This is a genomic window from Parvularcula lutaonensis (assembly GCF_014651915.1).
Taxonomy (GTDB): Bacteria; Pseudomonadota; Alphaproteobacteria; order Caulobacterales; family Parvularculaceae; genus Parvularcula; species Parvularcula lutaonensis.
In genome coordinates this window covers 1664843-1681346 of sequence record NZ_BMXU01000001.1, presented here as the reverse complement: position 1 = coordinate 1681346, position 16504 = coordinate 1664843, and the positions used below count along the sequence as shown (strand labels likewise).

General features: G+C 63.5%; 16 protein-coding genes. 7 read left to right on the top strand and 9 right to left on the bottom strand.

Annotation, left to right across the window (positions count from 1 at the left end; all coding sequences use genetic code 11):
• Positions 1 to 32: 32 nt before the first annotated feature.
• The 3 genes from IE053_RS08220 (at position 33) to IE053_RS08210 (ending at position 3593) form a co-directional block, all read left to right on the top strand.
• Positions 33 to 908, top strand: coding sequence for a 3-hydroxybutyryl-CoA dehydrogenase (locus tag IE053_RS08220; RefSeq protein WP_189574858.1), 876 nt, complete (start codon positions 33 to 35; stop codon positions 906 to 908).
• Between the two features lie 116 nt (positions 909 to 1024).
• Complete coding sequence (locus tag IE053_RS08215) at positions 1025 to 3046, top strand: calcineurin-like phosphoesterase C-terminal domain-containing protein (protein ID WP_189574530.1); 2022 nt, start codon at positions 1025 to 1027, stop codon at positions 3044 to 3046.
• Between the two features lie 64 nt (positions 3047 to 3110).
• Positions 3111 to 3593: a hypothetical protein gene (locus tag IE053_RS08210; protein WP_189574527.1), complete on the top strand. Its 483-nt coding sequence runs from the start codon at positions 3111 to 3113 to the stop codon at positions 3591 to 3593.
• Here IE053_RS08210 and cysK read toward each other — a convergent pair whose 3' ends face one another.
• The gene (cysK, locus tag IE053_RS08205) at positions 3594 to 4667 is read right to left on the bottom strand and encodes a cysteine synthase A (protein WP_229786111.1); all 1074 of its coding nucleotides are present in this window, start codon (positions 4665 to 4667) and stop codon (positions 3594 to 3596) included.
• 96 nt (positions 4668 to 4763) lie between these two features.
• Here cysK and IE053_RS08200 point away from each other — a divergent pair, with 96 nt between their 5' ends.
• Both IE053_RS08200 and IE053_RS08195 read left to right on the top strand, forming a co-directional pair.
• Positions 4764 to 5327, top strand: a complete 564-nt coding sequence (locus tag IE053_RS08200) for a hypothetical protein (protein WP_189574524.1) — start codon at positions 4764 to 4766, stop codon at positions 5325 to 5327.
• 18 nt (positions 5328 to 5345) lie between these two features.
• Complete coding sequence (locus IE053_RS08195; protein WP_229786110.1) at positions 5346 to 6149, top strand: TerC family protein; 804 nt, start codon at positions 5346 to 5348, stop codon at positions 6147 to 6149.
• Positions 6150 to 6287: 138 nt separating this feature from the next.
• On the opposite strand, the gene IE053_RS08190 is transcribed toward IE053_RS08195, so the two are convergent.
• The 4 genes from IE053_RS08190 to atpD all read right to left on the bottom strand — a co-directional run bounded on the left by IE053_RS08190 (position 6288) and on the right by atpD (position 9686).
• Positions 6288 to 7136: a 2OG-Fe(II) oxygenase gene (locus IE053_RS08190; protein ID WP_229786109.1), complete on the bottom strand. Its 849-nt coding sequence runs from the start codon at positions 7134 to 7136 to the stop codon at positions 6288 to 6290.
• Positions 7137 to 7279: 143 nt separating this feature from the next.
• Complete coding sequence (atpC, locus tag IE053_RS08185) at positions 7280 to 7663, bottom strand: ATP synthase F1 subunit epsilon (protein WP_189574521.1); 384 nt, start codon at positions 7661 to 7663, stop codon at positions 7280 to 7282.
• A 166-nt stretch (positions 7664 to 7829) separates the two neighbouring features.
• The gene (locus IE053_RS08180) at positions 7830 to 8000 is read right to left on the bottom strand and encodes a hypothetical protein (RefSeq protein ID WP_189574518.1); all 171 of its coding nucleotides are present in this window, start codon (positions 7998 to 8000) and stop codon (positions 7830 to 7832) included.
• Positions 8001 to 8258: 258 nt separating this feature from the next.
• A complete protein-coding gene (gene atpD / locus IE053_RS08175; RefSeq protein ID WP_189574516.1) occupies positions 8259 to 9686 on the bottom strand; it encodes a F0F1 ATP synthase subunit beta in 1428 nt (475 codons plus the stop codon).
• A 166-nt stretch (positions 9687 to 9852) separates the two neighbouring features.
• Here atpD and IE053_RS08170 point away from each other — a divergent pair, with 166 nt between their 5' ends.
• Positions 9853 to 10905: a glycosyltransferase family 4 protein gene (locus IE053_RS08170; protein ID WP_189574513.1), complete on the top strand. Its 1053-nt coding sequence runs from the start codon at positions 9853 to 9855 to the stop codon at positions 10903 to 10905.
• A gap of 146 nt (positions 10906 to 11051) precedes the next feature.
• Here IE053_RS08170 and IE053_RS08165 read toward each other — a convergent pair whose 3' ends face one another.
• From IE053_RS08165 to IE053_RS08155, 3 genes are read right to left on the bottom strand one after another with little or no spacing between them, the layout of a single operon-like run.
• Positions 11052 to 11933, bottom strand: a complete 882-nt coding sequence (locus tag IE053_RS08165; RefSeq protein ID WP_189574510.1) for a F0F1 ATP synthase subunit gamma — start codon at positions 11931 to 11933, stop codon at positions 11052 to 11054.
• Positions 11934 to 11988: 55 nt separating this feature from the next.
• The gene (gene atpA, locus IE053_RS08160; protein ID WP_189574507.1) at positions 11989 to 13521 is read right to left on the bottom strand and encodes a F0F1 ATP synthase subunit alpha; all 1533 of its coding nucleotides are present in this window, start codon (positions 13519 to 13521) and stop codon (positions 11989 to 11991) included.
• 4 nt (positions 13522 to 13525) lie between these two features.
• On the bottom strand, positions 13526 to 14071 hold the full coding sequence (locus tag IE053_RS08155; protein ID WP_189574505.1) for a F0F1 ATP synthase subunit delta: 546 nt from the start codon (positions 14069 to 14071) through the stop codon (positions 13526 to 13528).
• Positions 14072 to 14251: 180 nt separating this feature from the next.
• Between IE053_RS08155 and IE053_RS08150 the strand changes: the two genes are divergently transcribed.
• A complete protein-coding gene (locus IE053_RS08150; RefSeq protein ID WP_189574502.1) occupies positions 14252 to 14896 on the top strand; it encodes a lysoplasmalogenase family protein in 645 nt (214 codons plus the stop codon).
• Here IE053_RS08150 and IE053_RS08145 read toward each other — a convergent pair.
• Positions 14893 to 16491 (bottom strand): GMC family oxidoreductase, encoded by a 1599-nt coding sequence (locus tag IE053_RS08145; protein WP_189574499.1) that lies wholly within the window; start codon positions 16489 to 16491, stop codon positions 14893 to 14895. The two genes, IE053_RS08150 and IE053_RS08145, sit on opposite strands and share 4 nt — an antisense overlap.
• Positions 16492 to 16504 lie beyond the last annotated feature (13 nt).

Genomic DNA, 16504 nt, shown 5'->3' with positions numbered 1-16504 from the left:
ACGGTTGTGGACAGGACCCGGAGGCAGACGTGGTGGACATCAAGACGATCGGCGTGATCGGCGCAGGACAGATGGGCAGCGGGATCGCCCATGTCTTCGCCCTCGCAGGCTATGATATCCTTCTCCATGACGTGAATGAGGGCGCCATCGGCAAGGCCATCGAAAACATCGAAGGCAATCTCGGCCGCCAGCTCAAAAAGGGCAAGATCTCCGAAGACGAGAAGACAGCAGCCCTTGCCCGGATCAAGCCCGCCGCCAAACTCGACCAACTCTCAGGCTGCGACATCGTGATCGAAGCTGCGACGGAGAACAGCGAGCTCAAGAAGGCAATCTTCCGTGAGCTGAGCGAGATCCTGAACCCCGACGCCATCATCGCCACCAACACGTCATCGATTTCGATCACCGCCCTCGCCGCGGTGACGGACAGGCCCGACCGCTTCATCGGCCTTCACTTCATGAACCCGGTCCCGGTGATGAAGCTGGTCGAGGTCATCCGCGGGATCGCCACCTCGCAGCAGACATTCGATGTTGCGAAGATGCTGGTCGACAAGCTCGGCAAGACCATGGCCGTGTCCGAGGACTTTCCGGCCTTCATCGTCAACCGCATCCTGATGCCGATGATCAACGAAGCGATCTACACCCTCTACGAAGGTGTCGGCACGGTGGAAGCGATCGACACGGGAATGAAGCTCGGGGCCAACCATCCGATGGGGCCGCTCCAGCTCGCCGACTTCATCGGCCTCGATACCTGCCTGTCGATCATGCAGGTTCTCTATGACGGCCTCGCGGATTCGAAGTACCGCCCCTGCCCGCTCCTCGTGAAATATGTCGAGGCCGGATGGTTGGGCAAAAAATCGGGACGCGGCTTCTACGACTATAAGGGCGAGGTTCCGGTTCCGACCCGGTGATACGGCGTTCACCCTAGGTGCCAAGGGGCCTTGGGGTTCGGCGCGGCTGGGCCCAAAAGGGCGGACACCGTTTTCGCCCTAGGTTGTCGATACCAGCTTCCAGGAGGGGACCCGCCATGCTCCGCCGCGCAGCGTTTCTCGCCGCATCCACCATTCTTGTCGCCTGTGAAACCGTGCCGGCCGATGGCCCTGCCCCCGGCGTCGCGCCCCACGGCGGGCCGCTGTTCTCCGATTATCGCGGCGCGCCCGAGATCATTCGCGGCTCAGGGTCGGGAGGCGACCAAGCCACCGGCACGGTATTCGAGGACCTCAACCGCAACGGCACGCAGGATCCAGGGGAGCCCGGTATCCCTTACGTGAAAGTGTCGAACGGCCTCGATGTCGTCCTCACCGGGCAGGATGGCAGCTACGCCCTGCCAAAACGGGACGACATGGCGGTCTTTGTCATCCAGCCTCGCGGCTACCAAGTTCCGCATAATGAGCATTGGGTCCCGCAGTTCGCCTACCAGCACAAACCGAACGGATCGGTGAAGGCGATGCGCTTCGGCGGCATGGCGCCCACGGGGCCGCTGCCTGCCGCGATCAATTTCCCCCTGGTCAAGGCCAGCGCGAGCGAGCGGTTCACCTGCGCCGTGCTGGGCGATACCCAGACCTATTCGAACACGGAAATTGGCTACCTGCGCGATTCCACGATCGACGACATCCTCGACCGTCCGAGGGCAGAGCACCCCGACTGCACCATTATCGTCGGTGACGTGGTGGGAGACGACTTGGGGCTTTTCGACAGGGTATCAGAGATTGTCGGTACGCTCCAGGCACCGCAATGGTGGGCGCCGGGCAACCATGACATGGACCTCGACGCCGATAGCGACGACGCGGCGACGGACACGTGGCGGGCCAATTACGGGCCGAACTACTATGCATTCGAGATCGGCAATACGCTTTTCATCGTTCTCGATAACATCGTTTATCCCTGCACAGAAGAAGACGCCGCCCGCGCGGGACGGGAGTTCTGCACGCAAGACCAGCGCAAACGCTATAACGGTCGGATCACTGACGAGCAGATGACCTTCGTCAGGAACCTGCTCGAAGCCTCGCGCGGGGACGAGCTGGTGGTCTTCGCCCACCACATCCCGCTCGTCAGCTTCATGCGGCAGGATGCGCCGGAGCACCAGACCGACAACGCAGGAGAGCTCCACGCCCTCGTCGACGGGCGCAAGGCGCTCGATCTTGCAGGCCATACGCATACGGCGGAAAATTTATCGCCAGGCGACAGCTTCGCATCGTGGCGCGAGGTCACCGGTGTCGGAGCGCTGCCGTTCCGCCATCTGGTGGTCGGCTCTGCGGCGGGTGCGTGGTACGGCGGTGACTTTGACCACCACGGAGTCCCTATGGCCCTCCAGCCAATGGGCGCTCCGCGTGGATGGGTGAAACTCGACATATCAGGTACGGACTATGTCGAGAGTTACTTCGGCTCAAATGTGGGGCGTGAACGGACGATGTGGACCTCCGTCAACACGCCTATCTTCAGGAGCTGGTACAACCAGATCATGAACTGGCGGGCGCAGGACCCGCGCCGCCGCGACCCGGTGCCGCCGCTCTCCATCAATGACCTGCCCGATGTGCAGACGCTGACGCCCCGTGATCTCAGCCGGGGCAGCTACCTCACCGCCAATGTCTGGTTCGGCTCGAGCGAGAGTTCGGTCGAACTGACGCTCGATGGCCGGACGATCCCGATGGTCAGGACCCAGGATTCTTCCGGCGAGGCGCCGAAGGTCGGTGCGGAATGGGCCGACCCCTTCGCGACCCAGCGCCAGCTCTCCGTGGCGCGCTTCGCCATGGAAAGCCGCTCCGGTCTCGAGCGCAACCAGGGCGTCGAGGCTGCCAACGGCATCAGGACCGGCCCGGCAGCGCCGCAGCCGCAATACGCGGTCGCCGACCGCAATGTGCATCTCTGGCGGGCGCGCCTTCCCGAGGACCTGCCCCTTGGCGTCCATCGCGCGGTGGTGACGACCACAGACCGTCACGGCCGGACTTCCGAGGACACCATCGTGATCGAGATCCGGGAGCAGCTTCCCCCGGCGCGCTTCCGCTCGGATGTCTTCGATGCGTTCGAAAACGGTCCCCCGGTCAGGTGACGTGACGATCTCTTTAGCCTAACCTAGCTGTCATCGCCCGAACCGGCGGGTGGGAGTTCGACAGGTGCGTGAAAGCATTGACATATTAGGCGAGGCGCTGGGCCTGCTGGGCGGGCTTCTCAGCTTTCTCGGCGCGACGGGTATCGTCCTGTTCGTCCTGTCGCTGATCCTGATGGCGCTGGTCGGCGCTTTCTCCCCCCTGCCCAAGATGCTCAATTACGTTGCGATCGTGGTCCTGGTCACCGCCCTCGCCATGTTCGGAATCGATGGCTTCGGCGAGCTTCCTGGCCGGGTAGAGGCGCTTCGCGGCTATCTTATCGTCATGCTGTCGCCGGTGGTCGGCGTGTTTCTGCTCAAGGCGCTCATCGGCGCTCTTTTCCGCCGCCGCTCGGAAACCGAGCAGCTGAAGGATGCTGTCACCGAGCTGACGGAGCAGGTGGCGCAGCTCCGCCGCGACCGCAAAGCCGACCGCGGCGAGGCCAGGCTGACCATCGAGGCGAAGGCTAAGGAGCCGAAACTCCTACGCCGCCTCCACCGCTCCGCCTGATCAGGGCAATTGCGCCGACGGCGTCGATCTCGAGATGCTCAGCTCCTCGTCATTCATGTCGGCACCGAATGCCTCGAACAGCGGCGTAGACAGATAGCGCTCGCCCGTATCGGGCAGCATGCAGAGGATCTGCGAGCCCTTCTCTGCCCTCTCGGCGATGCGACGGGCCACAGCGAAGGTCGAGCCGCCGGAAATCCCGGTGATGATCCCCTCCCTCGCCGCAAGCTCCCGGGCCGCCTCGATGCCTTCGGCGCCGGTCACGGGCAGGAGTTCGTCATAGTACCGATTGTCAATGGCCTCCTGCAGCACCTTCGGAATGAAGTCGGGGCTCCACCCTTGGATTGGGTGCGGTTGCCATGCCGGGTGGCTGCCCGCCGGGGAGCCATCGGGCTGCCGCTCCTGAGGCTGGCCGCTTTCGAGCATCGGCGCGAGGTCGGGTTCGGATAGCGCGATCTTCACCTCGGGGCGCTCTTTCTTCAGCACACGGGAAACCCCAGTGACCGTGCCGCCGGTCCCGAAGCCCGTCACGAACCAGTCGAGACGCCTGCCCGCGAAGTCCGCGACGATCTCCCGGCCGGTGGTGTTTTCGTGGATGTCGGCATTGGCCTCGTTCTCGAACTGGCGGGCATAGAACCAGCCATTCTGCTCGGCGAGCTCCTTTGCTTTCCTGACCATGCCGAAGCCCTTTTCTGCCTTCGGTGTCAGGATCACCTTGGCACCGAGAAAGCGCATCAGCTTGCGGCGCTCGATGGAGAACGTCTCGACCATCGTGATGACCAGCGGATAGCCCTTCGCCGCACAAACCATGGCGAGACCGATGCCGGTGTTGCCGGAGGTCGCCTCGACCACCGTCTGGCCAGGCTTCAGCGCGCCGGTCCGTTCGGCATGTTCGATGATCGCGATGGCGAGGCGGTCCTTCACACTGCCGCCGGGGTTGAAGAACTCGGCCTTCACATAGATGTCCACGCCGTCAGGGGCGAGACGGTTCACCTTTACCACGGGCGTGTTGCCAATCGTATCGACGATCGATCCGTAGACCTCGCCGCGGCCGTTCGTCATTCGTTGCTCAGCCATCTCCAGCCTCCGTCATGTGTTCAGGAGCTTCCTCACCCCCCAGCTGCGAAAGGCGCAAGGTTTTCACGCATCACGGGGTCGACAGCTTCCGCTCCGATGCCCAATTACAGGCGCGACGGGTTTGCGGGGACAGTGAGCGTGAAGACCATCCTGACCACGGTCATCGTGACCGTTTTCACCTTTGTCGCTCACGAAACCGCCCACGCCGTTGCCGCCAAAGTGCTGGGCTATGACGTGGTCGCTACGATCAATCACGTAAGCGCTGTCGGGGGCATCGACAGCACTGGTGGCCGCATGCTGGTCGATATTGCGGGGCCATTGGCCACCGTGCTGATCGCGGCCTTCGCCGCAGTGATCGCACGGGTGTCGGGGTCTCTCATTGCGTTCTGGGTCGTGTTCTCCGCCGCCTTCATGCGCATCGTCGCGCAGTTCGTTTCGCTCTCCAGCCCCAATGACGAGATGCGCGTGAGCGCGGAGCTCGGCATCGGGGCGTGGACCCTGCCAGCCGCTGTCATCGTGCTGCTCGTGATCCTCGCCTTCTGGGCCGGAAACAGGGCAAGGCCCGGAATTGGGCAGCTGTTCCTCGGGTGGATCGGCGCAAGCCTCGCGATGACCGCCGTGGTGTTTGGCGAGAACTATCTGCCCTCTGTCACGTTCTAGTCCCCAGGAGGCTCCCACGTGCTCGAACTTTTCTCGAATCCGGCCGCCTGGGCCGCGCTTGTGACGCTGATCGTGATGGAGGTCGTGCTCGGCATCGACAATCTGATCTTCATTTCGGTCCTCACCAACAAACTGCCCAAGGAACAGCGTTCACGCGCGCGACGCGTCGGCATCGGTGGCGCCTTGATCCTGCGCCTGATCTTTCTCTCCCTCGTCACGGTCATCATCGGCCTCAAGACGACCCTGTTCGAAGCCTTCGGCCACAGTTTCTCCTGGAAGGACCTGATCCTGATAGCGGGCGGGCTGTTCCTCGTCTTCAAGGCGACGCGGGAGATCCACGAGAAGACCGACCCCGAAGAGCATGAACTGGCGCACGCCGCCGGGAGCAAGGTCGGCACGGCCTCCGCGGCCTCGGTGGTCATCCAGATCCTTTTGCTCGACGCGGTGTTCTCGATCGACTCCATCCTCACTGCCATCGGCATGACCGAGTATGTCGTCATCATGTTCATTGCCGTCATCGTCGCGGTGACGGTGATGCTGATCGCCGCTGACCCGGTGGCGAACTTCATCGAGAGGAACCCCACCGTGGTGATGCTGGCGCTCGCGTTCCTGCTGCTGATCGGCACGGTGCTGATCGCGGAAGGCTTCGGGGCGCATGTGCCCAAGGGCTACATCTACGCGGCGATGGCGTTCTCGGCCTTCGTCGAGGTTCTCAACATGATGGCGAGGCGTGCGAAGCGGAAAGCGCTGGCGGAGGGCAAGCCGGTCAAGAACGCTCCGGGGGTAGAGGTGGCGGTGACGAAGCCGACCGCGGCCGGCTGACCAAACCGTGCGCTTCCCACGGTGAAAGCTGAGCGGGAGACCGCGCGACCCAACCCGACATCCCTCAGCTCACTCAATGCTCAGGAGGTGGGCGCCATAGTCAAGCCGTGCCAATTGCCTCCTCAATCGGGAAAGCGGCTACTTTTTGACCTTGCGGATCGCGTCGTAAATCGCAGGCGGCAGCCAGCGCTGCATCATCGACTTCGCCGCATCCGCTGCCGAGCGCTCTTCAGGACGCTTGCGGAAGATCGTCATGTGGTCTGGCGAAGCCTCTTCCGCGGGTCGGCCGACAGTGTAGTAATACATCGCGATCGACTTGCGCGTCCGGCCGTCGGGCGCGCGGACCGGCTGCGGGTTCCCGTGGAAGCTGCGGTCGGTGGTGTTGAACACCACGCAGCGATTGAACTCCGGCGTGTATCGCTTGACGCAACGGGTGGTGTTCTCGTCCCAGAGCTCGATATTGCCGCCCCACTCCTCTTCCCACCCCTTATTGAGATAGAGGAGGAGATTGATCCTGCGGTCGAGCTTCAGCCTGCGCTGGAAGTTGAAATCGGCGTGGACACGGAGGAAGCCGCCGTCGCGCAGCTCATGCAGGCCACCACCGGCAAGATCCGGGTCCGGAATGAGCCCTTCAATGCCGGTCAGCTTCTCGAGGAATGCGAGGATCTCTTGGCCGTTGAGGAACTGGATCAGCGCGCGGGTCTGCGGACCCATGGCGAGGGTCTTGGCCGTCGCGAACTTGTTCTGGTCCTCGTCATTCATGTGGTGCCAAGACGACTTGTCGGCACTTTCGCGCAGGACCGCTTCAAGGATCTCCGGCTTCACGAAGTCCTCAATGGCGATGTGCGGGAATGGATCGTTGTTCCTGTAGGCTTCGCGGTTCTCCTCTGCGAAGCGATAGAGCCGGTCGAGGTCAGCCTCGAAATGCGGCGGCGTCACCACGGCGGGACGCGCCTCAGTCTCGGGGTTCAACGAAGTGGTCGACATCGATGTCCTCGCTCACAGAAACGCACACCGGCTTAGGCCCGTGCGGCGGTGCAATAAAGACGCCAGCGGCAGCGCGACGTGCGTAACCGCATACATCCCTGAGAGGTGTAGCGAGGCTCCGGTAAAAGCCGCCTGAAGCGTTCTCAGTACTTCGCGAGCGTGTCGAGGGCGCGACGGGCGTTGAGGACTTCCTCGGGGCTTGCACCGTCTTCCTCGATCGTGGATTGGGCGTCCTCGCGCTCTGAGGTCAGGACATCGCCCTGGAGGTCCTGCTCGTTCACGGCCTTCTCGGCCAGAACGGTGAGGCCGTTCGGCGACACGTCAGCGAAGCCGCCGCGGACGAAGGTCTTTGTCACCTCGCCGCCCTGATGCACTTCGAGCATGCCAGGCGAGAGAGTCGCCATCAGGGGCGCGTGATTGGCCCGGACTTCGAAGGTGCCTTCGGTGCCGGGAACCACGACGGCGTCGACCTCGCCGGAGAAAAGCTCACGCTCGGGAGAGACGAGGGAAAAGGCAAACTGCGCCATGGTGCGTTGAAATCCTTCGTGCGGGGGCCTCGGACGGCCTGCTGTTTCCTACGTCCGCCGCTTCAAGAACATCTTGGGCGGAAGCGCAAGCCGCTGCTGTGCCCACGGGCCAAAGCACAAAAAAGGCCGCCGAAGCGGCCTGTTTTCCGGAACGTCCAGGCTGCCATCAACCGAAGCGGCCCGAGAAATTGATGACGAGGTCTGCCATCAGCACTGTCGAGGTGAGGCAGGATAGCGCCAAGACTGCATAGGCCACGCCCCGGCCGCGTTCGCGGCGCAGTTCCGAACGCTTGAGACCCATCTGGATCCAAAGCTGGTCGATGAACGAGAGCATCATGTTTGGCCTCCGCTTGCTGCTCACACATGGGCATTGCAAACGGTGTGCCTAGGGGTGGCGTTCGCGCGGCTGGCGCAATTGTTAATTCCCTGTTGACGCTGGCTCGCCCCGTTGGGGGCCATTCCGGTTGCGGCGCCAAGCCCGCTTTCACCCTGCGCGGGAAAGTTGGCGCCGGCGTACCGTTTCAGCTCGAAGCACGAAAAAACCCGGACAGGGAGACTGTCCGGGCTTCTCGATTGTTCCGTTGTGAACCGCTGCTCAGGCGGCTTCGGCCATGCGCTCGGCTTTCGCGACAGCCTCTTCGATCGAACCGACCATGTAGAAGGCCTGCTCGGGGAGGTGGTCGTAATCGCCTGCGAGGAGGCCCTTGAACGACTTCACAGTGTCTTCAAGCGGCACCTGGACCCCCGGCGAGCCGGTGAAGACCTCGGCGACGTCGAAGGGCTGCGACAGGAAGCGCTCGACCTTACGCGCGCGCGCAACCGTGAGCTTGTCCTCTTCGGAGAGTTCATCCATGCCAAGGATGGCGATGATATCCTGGAGCGACTTGTAGCGCTGCAGGATGTTCTGGACGCCACGGGCCACTTCGTAGTGCTCCTCGCCGACAACGCGCGGGTCGAGGATCCGCGAGGTCGAGTCGAGCGGGTCCACAGCCGGGTAAATGCCCTTTTCCGAGATGGCACGGTTGAGAACCGTGGTCGCGTCGAGGTGAGCGAAGGTCGTCGCCGGGGCCGGGTCGGTGAGGTCGTCCGCCGGGACGTAGACGGCTTGCACCGAGGTGATCGACCCCTTGGTGGTCGTGGTGATCCGCTCCTGCATGGCGCCCATGTCGGTCGCCAGGGTCGGCTGGTAGCCCACCGCCGAAGGAATACGGCCAAGAAGCGCCGACACTTCCGAACCGGCTTGCGTGAAGCGGAAGATGTTGTCGACGAAGAACAGGACGTCCTGGCCCTGGTCACGGAAATACTCGGCGACCGTCAGGCCGGTCAGCGCAACACGGGCGCGGGCACCCGGCGGCTCGTTCATCTGGCCGTAGATCAGCGAGGCTTTCGAGCCCGAGGCATCGCCGTTGTTCTCGAACGGGTTCTTGTTCACGTTCGACTCGATCATTTCCCAGTAGAGGTCGTTGCCCTCACGGGTCCGCTCGCCAACGCCAGCAAAGACCGAGTAACCGCCGTGCACCTTGGCGATGTTGTTGATCAGCTCCTGGATGAGAACCGTCTTGCCAACGCCAGCACCGCCGAACAGGCCGATCTTGCCGCCGCGGGCATAGGGGCAGAGAAGGTCGATGACCTTGATGCCCGTCGCGAGGATCTCCGACTCCGTCGACTGCTCGACGAAGGGCGGGGCCTCCGCGTGGATCGGTCGTTTCGTATCGGCTTTGATCGGGCCGAGATCGTCCACCGGCTCACCGATCACGTTCATGATGCGGCCGAGGGTGCCCTCGCCGACCGGAACCTGAATGGCGTTGCCGGTATCGGTGACCTTCTGGCCGCGAACGAGGCCTTCGGTCGAGTCCATGGCGATGGTGCGAACCTTATTCTGTCCGAGGTGCTGGGCAACCTCGAGGACAAGGCGGTTTCCACCGTTATCGGTTTCGAGCGCGTTCAGGATGGCCGGCAGGTGGTCGTCGAATTCGACGTCCACGACTGCGCCGATGACCTGAGCGATCCGTCCTTCTGTCATTGTTTTTTGCGTCTCCGACGTATGATCCCGCGGCGCCTAGCGCCTCTCCCCCCATGTTTCCAGAGGCTTTCGGCAAGAAATCAGCAGCTGCCGCGGACCTTGTGTCGCCATCCGGGCACAGATACGCCGGAAGCCAGTCCCTGCCTTGTTTTGTCGCGGAGTTTCCATGCCCCAAGAGCGCCTGCCGCGCACCTTACGGATCGCTGCCGTGAACCGGATCAGGAAGCCGGACTGGGAATGGGTGTTTCCAAAGCTGTCCTTCGCTGACCAACTGGACGTGACCCACTACCGAATCCCGCCGGCCAGGCATGACGGGACATGGCGGCAAGGCATCGCCTCCGCCCTCGAAGCACGACGGATCTGGCGCGAGCACCAGCGTGAGTCCTTCGACCTCATCCTCTCCTTCCTGCCAGGATGCGCCGCGTGGGTGGAGCAGTTCCGCGGCGGACGCTCCGCACGGCACGACCTTTTCGCCTTCAACTTCACCGACCTGCCGCAAGGCAGTCGACGTGCGGCGATGGGACGGGCTTTCTCGCGACTCCATCAGGGCTTCGTGTTCACGGAGATGGAGGCACGGCTCTACGCCGAGGCCTTTGGCCTCGACCGCCAGCGGCTCGTGCTCTGGCCGTGGGGGGTGCAAGCACCGGAATTCGCGCCGCAGCGGGAGATCGAAGGCCCTTACATTGCCGCGCTGGGCGGGGAGGCGCGGGACTATGCCGTTCTGATGGAGGCGGCGCGGCTGCGCCCTGACGAGCGGTTCGTGATCGTGGCGCGGCCGAAAAATCTCGTCGGTCTGGATGTGCCCCGGAACGTCACAGTGCTGGTCAATATTCCGCCTGAGCGCGCGTGGTCGGTCCTCGCCCATGCCGATGCCCATGTGCTGCCAATGCGGAGCACGGAGACCCCGTGCGGGATCGTCAGCCTCGTCGGGGCCATGCATCTCGGCGTGCCGCAGGTGGTAACGGCGGCGGAAGGCGTGCTGGAATACGCAAGCGACGGGCGCGAGGCGCTGGCGGTGGAACCGGGGTCGGCGATGGCCATTGCCGAGGCAATCGACCGGCTGCGCAGGGATGAAGCCTTGCGCGCGAGGCTCGGCGCAGCGGCGAAGGAGAAAGCAGCCCGGTTCTATAGCGAAGAGACGACCGTGCGGTATGCCGAGCACTATCTGCGGCGAATCGCGGAAGAGCCCACCGCGCTGGTCAAGGAATTCGCTGAGTAACGTTCGAAGGTCATTCCGGGTGCCCCGAGAACCGAACTCGCCCTCAACCCAAATCTTCGATGCCGAGTGCGGGCCTCATTCTTGCGATGCCAAAAGAAAAAGCCGCCCCGAGGGGCGGCTTTCCCAATTCCATTGTTCACTACGCGTCAGACGCTCTCGGCACCCGCGATGATCTCGACGAGTTCGGTCGTGATCTGTGCCTGGCGGGCACGGTTGTACTGGAGGTTCAGCTTGTCGATCATGTCGCCGGCGTTGCGGGTCGCATTGTCCATGGCGGACATTCGCGCGCCCTGCTCCGAGGCCGCGTTTTCGAGGAGGGCCTTGAAGACCTGCACGGCGACATAGCGCGGCAGCAGGGTCTCGAGGATCGCTTCCTCGCCCGGCTCGTACTCATACGGAGCGCTGATCTCGTTCTCGGCCTCTTCGACCTTCGGCGGCTCCGCCGGGATGATCTGCTGGGCGGTCGGGACCTGGGCGATCACCGATTTGAATTCTCCGAAGAAGATGGTCGCGACGTCGTAGGCACCGGCCTCGTACATATCGAGAAGCTTCTCGGAGATGTCTTTTGCCTGCTGGAACCCGACGGTCTTCACGTCCTCGAAGGTGATACGCTCCACGATCAGCTCGCCATAGAGGCGCTTGAGCTGCTCGTAGCCCTTCTTGCCGACGGTCATGATCTTGACCGTCTTGCCCTCGCCCTGGAGCTTGATGATGTGCTCACGGGCAAGGCGGACGATCGACGAGTTGAAACCGCCGCAGAGGCCGCGGTCAGCCGTGCAGACCACGAGAAGATGCGTCTGGTCGTCACCGGTGCCGGTCAGCAGCTTCGGACCCGGCGCGCCCGGCGTCATGCCGGCGGCGAGGTTCGCGAGCACCGTCTCGATACGCGTCGCATAAGGACGGCCCGCCTTGGCGGCCTCCTCGGCACGGCGCAGCTTCGCGGCGGCGACCATCTGCATCGCCTTGGTGATCTTCTGCGTCGACTTCACAGAGCCGATGCGGGTCTTGAGGTCTTTGAGTGACGGCATCGTGCCTACCCGTTGACGTCCCCGGGGCGCCTGGACGACCCGGAGGAGTTACTCGTTATGCGAACGACTTAGTGAAGTTCTCGAGGATTTCGGTGAGCTTCTTGTCCGTCTCATCCGAGAGCTTCTTCTCGGTACGGATGGTCGTCAGGACGTCCGCATGCTGGCTGTGCATATGGCGCAGGAATTCGGCCTCGAACTCCTGGACCTTCGCGGTCTCGATGCGGTCGAGGAAACCACGGGTACCGGCGAAGATCACCACGACCTGTTCTTCGACCTGCAGCGGCGAGTATTGCGGCTGCTTGAGGAGCTCGGTCAGGCGGGCACCACGGTTAAGAGTCGCCTGCGTTGCGGCGTCGAGGTCCGAGCCGAACTGGGCGAAGGCCGCAAGCTCACGGTACTGGGCAAGCTCACCCTTAATCTTGCCCGCGACCTGCTTCATGGCCTTGATCTGCGCAGCCGAGCCGACGCGCGAGACCGACAGGCCGACGTTCACGGCCGGGCGGATGCCCTGATAGAAGAGGTCCGTCTCGAGGAAGATCTGACCGTCGGTGATCGAGATCACGTTGGTGGGGATGTAGGCCGAGACGTCGTTGGCCTGGGTCTCGATGATCGGCAGCGCCGTCAGCGAGCCTGCGCCGTGGTCTTCGTTCAGTTTCGCAGCACGCTCGAGCAGGCGGGAGTGCAGGTAGAAGACGTCGCCCGGGAAGGCTTCACGGCCCGGTGGACGGCGCAGGAGAAGCGACATCTGGCGGTAAGCGACGGCCTGCTTGGTGAGGTCGTCATGGACGATCACGGCGTGCATGCCGTTGTCGCGGAAATACTCGCCCATCGCGGTGCCGGCGAACGGCGCGAGGAACTGCAGCGGTGCCGGGTCCGAAGCGGTCGCAGCGACGACGATGGTGTAGTCGAGGGCACCGTTGTCCTGCAGCGTCTTGACGATCTGCGCGACCGTAGAACGCTTCTGGCCGATGGCGACGTAGATACAGAAGAGCTTTTCCGAATCGTCCTTGGCGGCTTCATTCGGGCCCTTCTGGTTCAGCATGGCGTCAACGCAGATGGCGGTCTTGCCGGTCTGGCGGTCGCCGATGACGAGCTCGCGCTGGCCGCGGCCGACCGGGATCATGGCGTCAACCGCCTTGATGCCCGTCTGGACCGGCTCGTGCACCGATTTACGCGGCAGGATGCCCGGCGCCTTCACATCGACAAGACGGCGCTCGGTCGCTTCGATCGGACCTTTGCCATCGAGCGGGTTGCCGAGCGGATCGACGACGCGGCCAAGAAGGCCCTTGCCGACCGGCACGTCCACGATGGCCTCGGTCCGCTTGACCGTCTGGCCTTCACGGATACCGGTGTCGCTGCCGAAGATCACGACGCCGACATTGTCCTCCTCAAGGTTCAGCGCCATGCCCTTCACGCCGCCTTCGAACTCGACCATCTCGCCCGCGCGGACGTTGTCGAGGCCGTAGACGCGGGCAATGCCGTCGCCGACCGAGAGAACCTGGCCGATTTCGGAAACCTCGGCGTCCTTGCCGAAGTCCTTGATCTGGCTCTTGAGGATAGAGCTGATTTCAGACGCGTTGAGTTCCATGCGCTTACGCCTCTTTCAGTCGCGCGCGGAGGCGCGCCAGTTTGGTTTTGAGAGAAGAATCGATCATCCGGCTGCCGATCTTCACGATCAGGCCGCCGAGCAGTTCGGGATCGGTGGAGGTGTCGAGCGTGACATCCTTGCCGACCGAGGCCCGGATCTGGGTCTTGAGTTCCTGCACCTGGTCATCGCTCAGCGGGTGAGCCGAAACGACCTGGGCCGATACCTCCCCGCGCGCTTCGGCAGCGATCTCCTTGAACCGGCGGATCACCGGCAGGAGCAGCGGCAGGCGGCCATTAGAGGCCAGGAGCTTCATGAAGTTGACGGTGAGCGGATCAGCCTTGCCCTCGAGCACGGCGGCGATCCCCTTGGTCTTCACCTCGGCACTGAAAGCCGGGGACTGGACCAGGCGGCGCAGGTCTTCGCTGTCGTCATAAGCCTGGCGGAGAGCGTCGAGGTCAGCCTCGGCCTTCTCCACTTTGCCTTCTTCCTGAACCAGTTCGAAGAAGGCGCTGGCGTAGCGTTCAGCGATCTCGGACCGTGAGTCGGCCATTCGTTATCTTTCTCCGTCGCGGGTGGCCGCTGCGTCGAAAGACAAGGAAATCAGCGGCGGCGGAATGCTTTGGCGTGAGGGGTGCCCCCACGGCGCGTCGGGCCGCTAGCACGCGTTTTTTACGGGTGCAATGCGTCGGGTTAGAGAAGCTGGCCTGTATCACGCGCGAAGGGCAGAAAGATGATGGGAACCCACTGGCCGACACTGGTTTGCCTGCTGGCGACATCTGGTCTGACGGTGGCGGAATTTGCCGGTGCGCGGCGCGCCCAATCGGTTCTGAAGCCGCTGGCAGCAGGCGCATTCGTGACGCAGGCGCTGGTGGCCGGAGCCCTCGGCAGCCTTTACGGCGGGGCGATCCTCGCCGCGCTCGTCCTGTCAGCGCTCGGCGATGTCCTCCTGCTGCCAAGGAACAGGCCCTTCGTTTTCAAAATGGGGATGCTGGCCTTCGGGCTGGCACATGGCGCCTTTGCCATCGCCTTCATGCTGATGGACCCAACGACCGGGGCGGGTCCGGTTGCGCCATACGCCTTCGCCCCTGCTTTCGCGCTCACGGTCATCGCCATCGTGTGGCTTTTCCCGAAAGTCTCGAAGCCGGACCGCTTCGCCATTGGCCTCTACAGCGGAGTTATTGCCGCCATGGTCTGGTCCGCGCTTCTCCTCGCCGGCGGCGCCCTGCCCTGGTGGGTCGGTCTCGCCGCCCTGATGTTCGCGGTGTCGGACCTCTTCGTGGCTCGGGACCGGTTCGTGAAGGAAAGCCCGTGGAACAGCGTGGCGATCTCGCCGCTCTATTTCGGAGCGCAGTGCCTGTTCGCGCTCAGCATCTAGATCCGACCGCGGATCATGTCCGAAGCACGTTCCGCGATCATGATGGTGGGCGCATTGGTGTTGCCGCCGACGATCTTCGGCATGACCGAGGCATCGACGACGCGCAGGCCATCGACACCGCGGACCTTGAGGTTCGGCATCACCACCGCACCCTGGTCGTTGCCCATCCGGCACGTGCCGACGGGGTGATAGACGGTTTCCGCGGTCGCCTTCACAAGGGCGTCGATCTCCTCGTCGCTTTCGTCGCCGGTCTGCGCCTCCCGAGGCTCAGGCCCGTGCTTCTGGAGCGGCGGCGCCGAAGCGAGCCGCTGGCACAGCCGGTATCCCGCTCTCAGCCGAGGCAGGTCGCGGGGGTCGGAGAGATAGTTGGGATCGATCAGCAGGGGATCGCCGGGGTCGGCTGACCGCAGGCGGACATGGCCGCGACTGTCCGGATACAGAAGACAGACATGGAACGTGAACCCGTGGCCCGGCACCTGCTTACGCCCATGGTCGACGAGAATAGAAGGGATAAAGTGAAACTGGAGATCCGCCTTCGGAGCATCAGGCGAAGATTTCACGAAACCGCCACCCTCGGCAATGTTGGAGGTGAGCATCCCCTGCCTGCTGCGGGCATAGCGGAAGGGCTCGCCTGCCGAACGGGCGATGAAGCGAAAACTGAGCCCGTAGCTCGTATCGGTCTTTGTCCTGTAGGTCAGGTGCGCGTCCAGGTGGTCCTGGAGGTTCTCGCCGACGGAGGGACTATCGCGCACGACATCGATGCCGTGCTCCCGCAGATGGTCCGCTGGGCCGATGCCGGAGAGCATCAGGAGCTGGGGGGAGCCGAAGGCACCTGCTGCAAGGATGACCTCGGCATCGGCTTGAGCCGTGTCGATTCGTCCGTTCAAGGCATATTCGACGCCCGTTGCGCGACTGTTTTCGGTCAGCACCCGTCGCGCCTGTGCACCGGTGAGAATTTCGAGGTTCTCGCGCCGCTTGACCGCGTCGGTCAGGTAACCCTTTGCCGACGAGCAGCGCTCCCCTCCCCGTTGGGTGACCTGATAGATGCCGAGGCCCTCGCGCTCGTCGCTATTGAAGTCGCGGACGTGAGGTATCTGGAGATGCTCGCCCGCCTCGACATAGTCCCTGGTCAAAGGATTGACGTAGCGCAGGTCAGAGACGCCGAGCGGCCCGCCCACGCCGTGGAACTCATCCGCACCCCGCTCGTTGTCCTCGGCCTTCTTGAAGTACTCGAGGCAAGACACCCAGTCCCAGCCGACGGCGCCCATCTCCGCCCATTCGTCATAGTCCGAGGCATCGCCGCGGATATAGCACATGGCGTTGACCGAACTCGAACCGCCGAGCGTCCGCCCACGCGGCTGGTACATCTCGCGACCATCGAGATGCCGCTGCGGCACCGTCTCGAAGGACGCGAGGATCTTCTTCATCTTCGTCATCACGACGAGGCCGAACGGGATATGGATCGCGGGATTGGTGTCCTTGGGCCCTGCCTCCAGCAGGAGCACTTTGCTGGAAGGGTCCTCGGACAGGCGACTTGCGAGGACGGCGCCGGCTGATCCACCGCCGACAATGACGTAGTCTGCGCGAAGCGCCATCTTCACCTCCCTG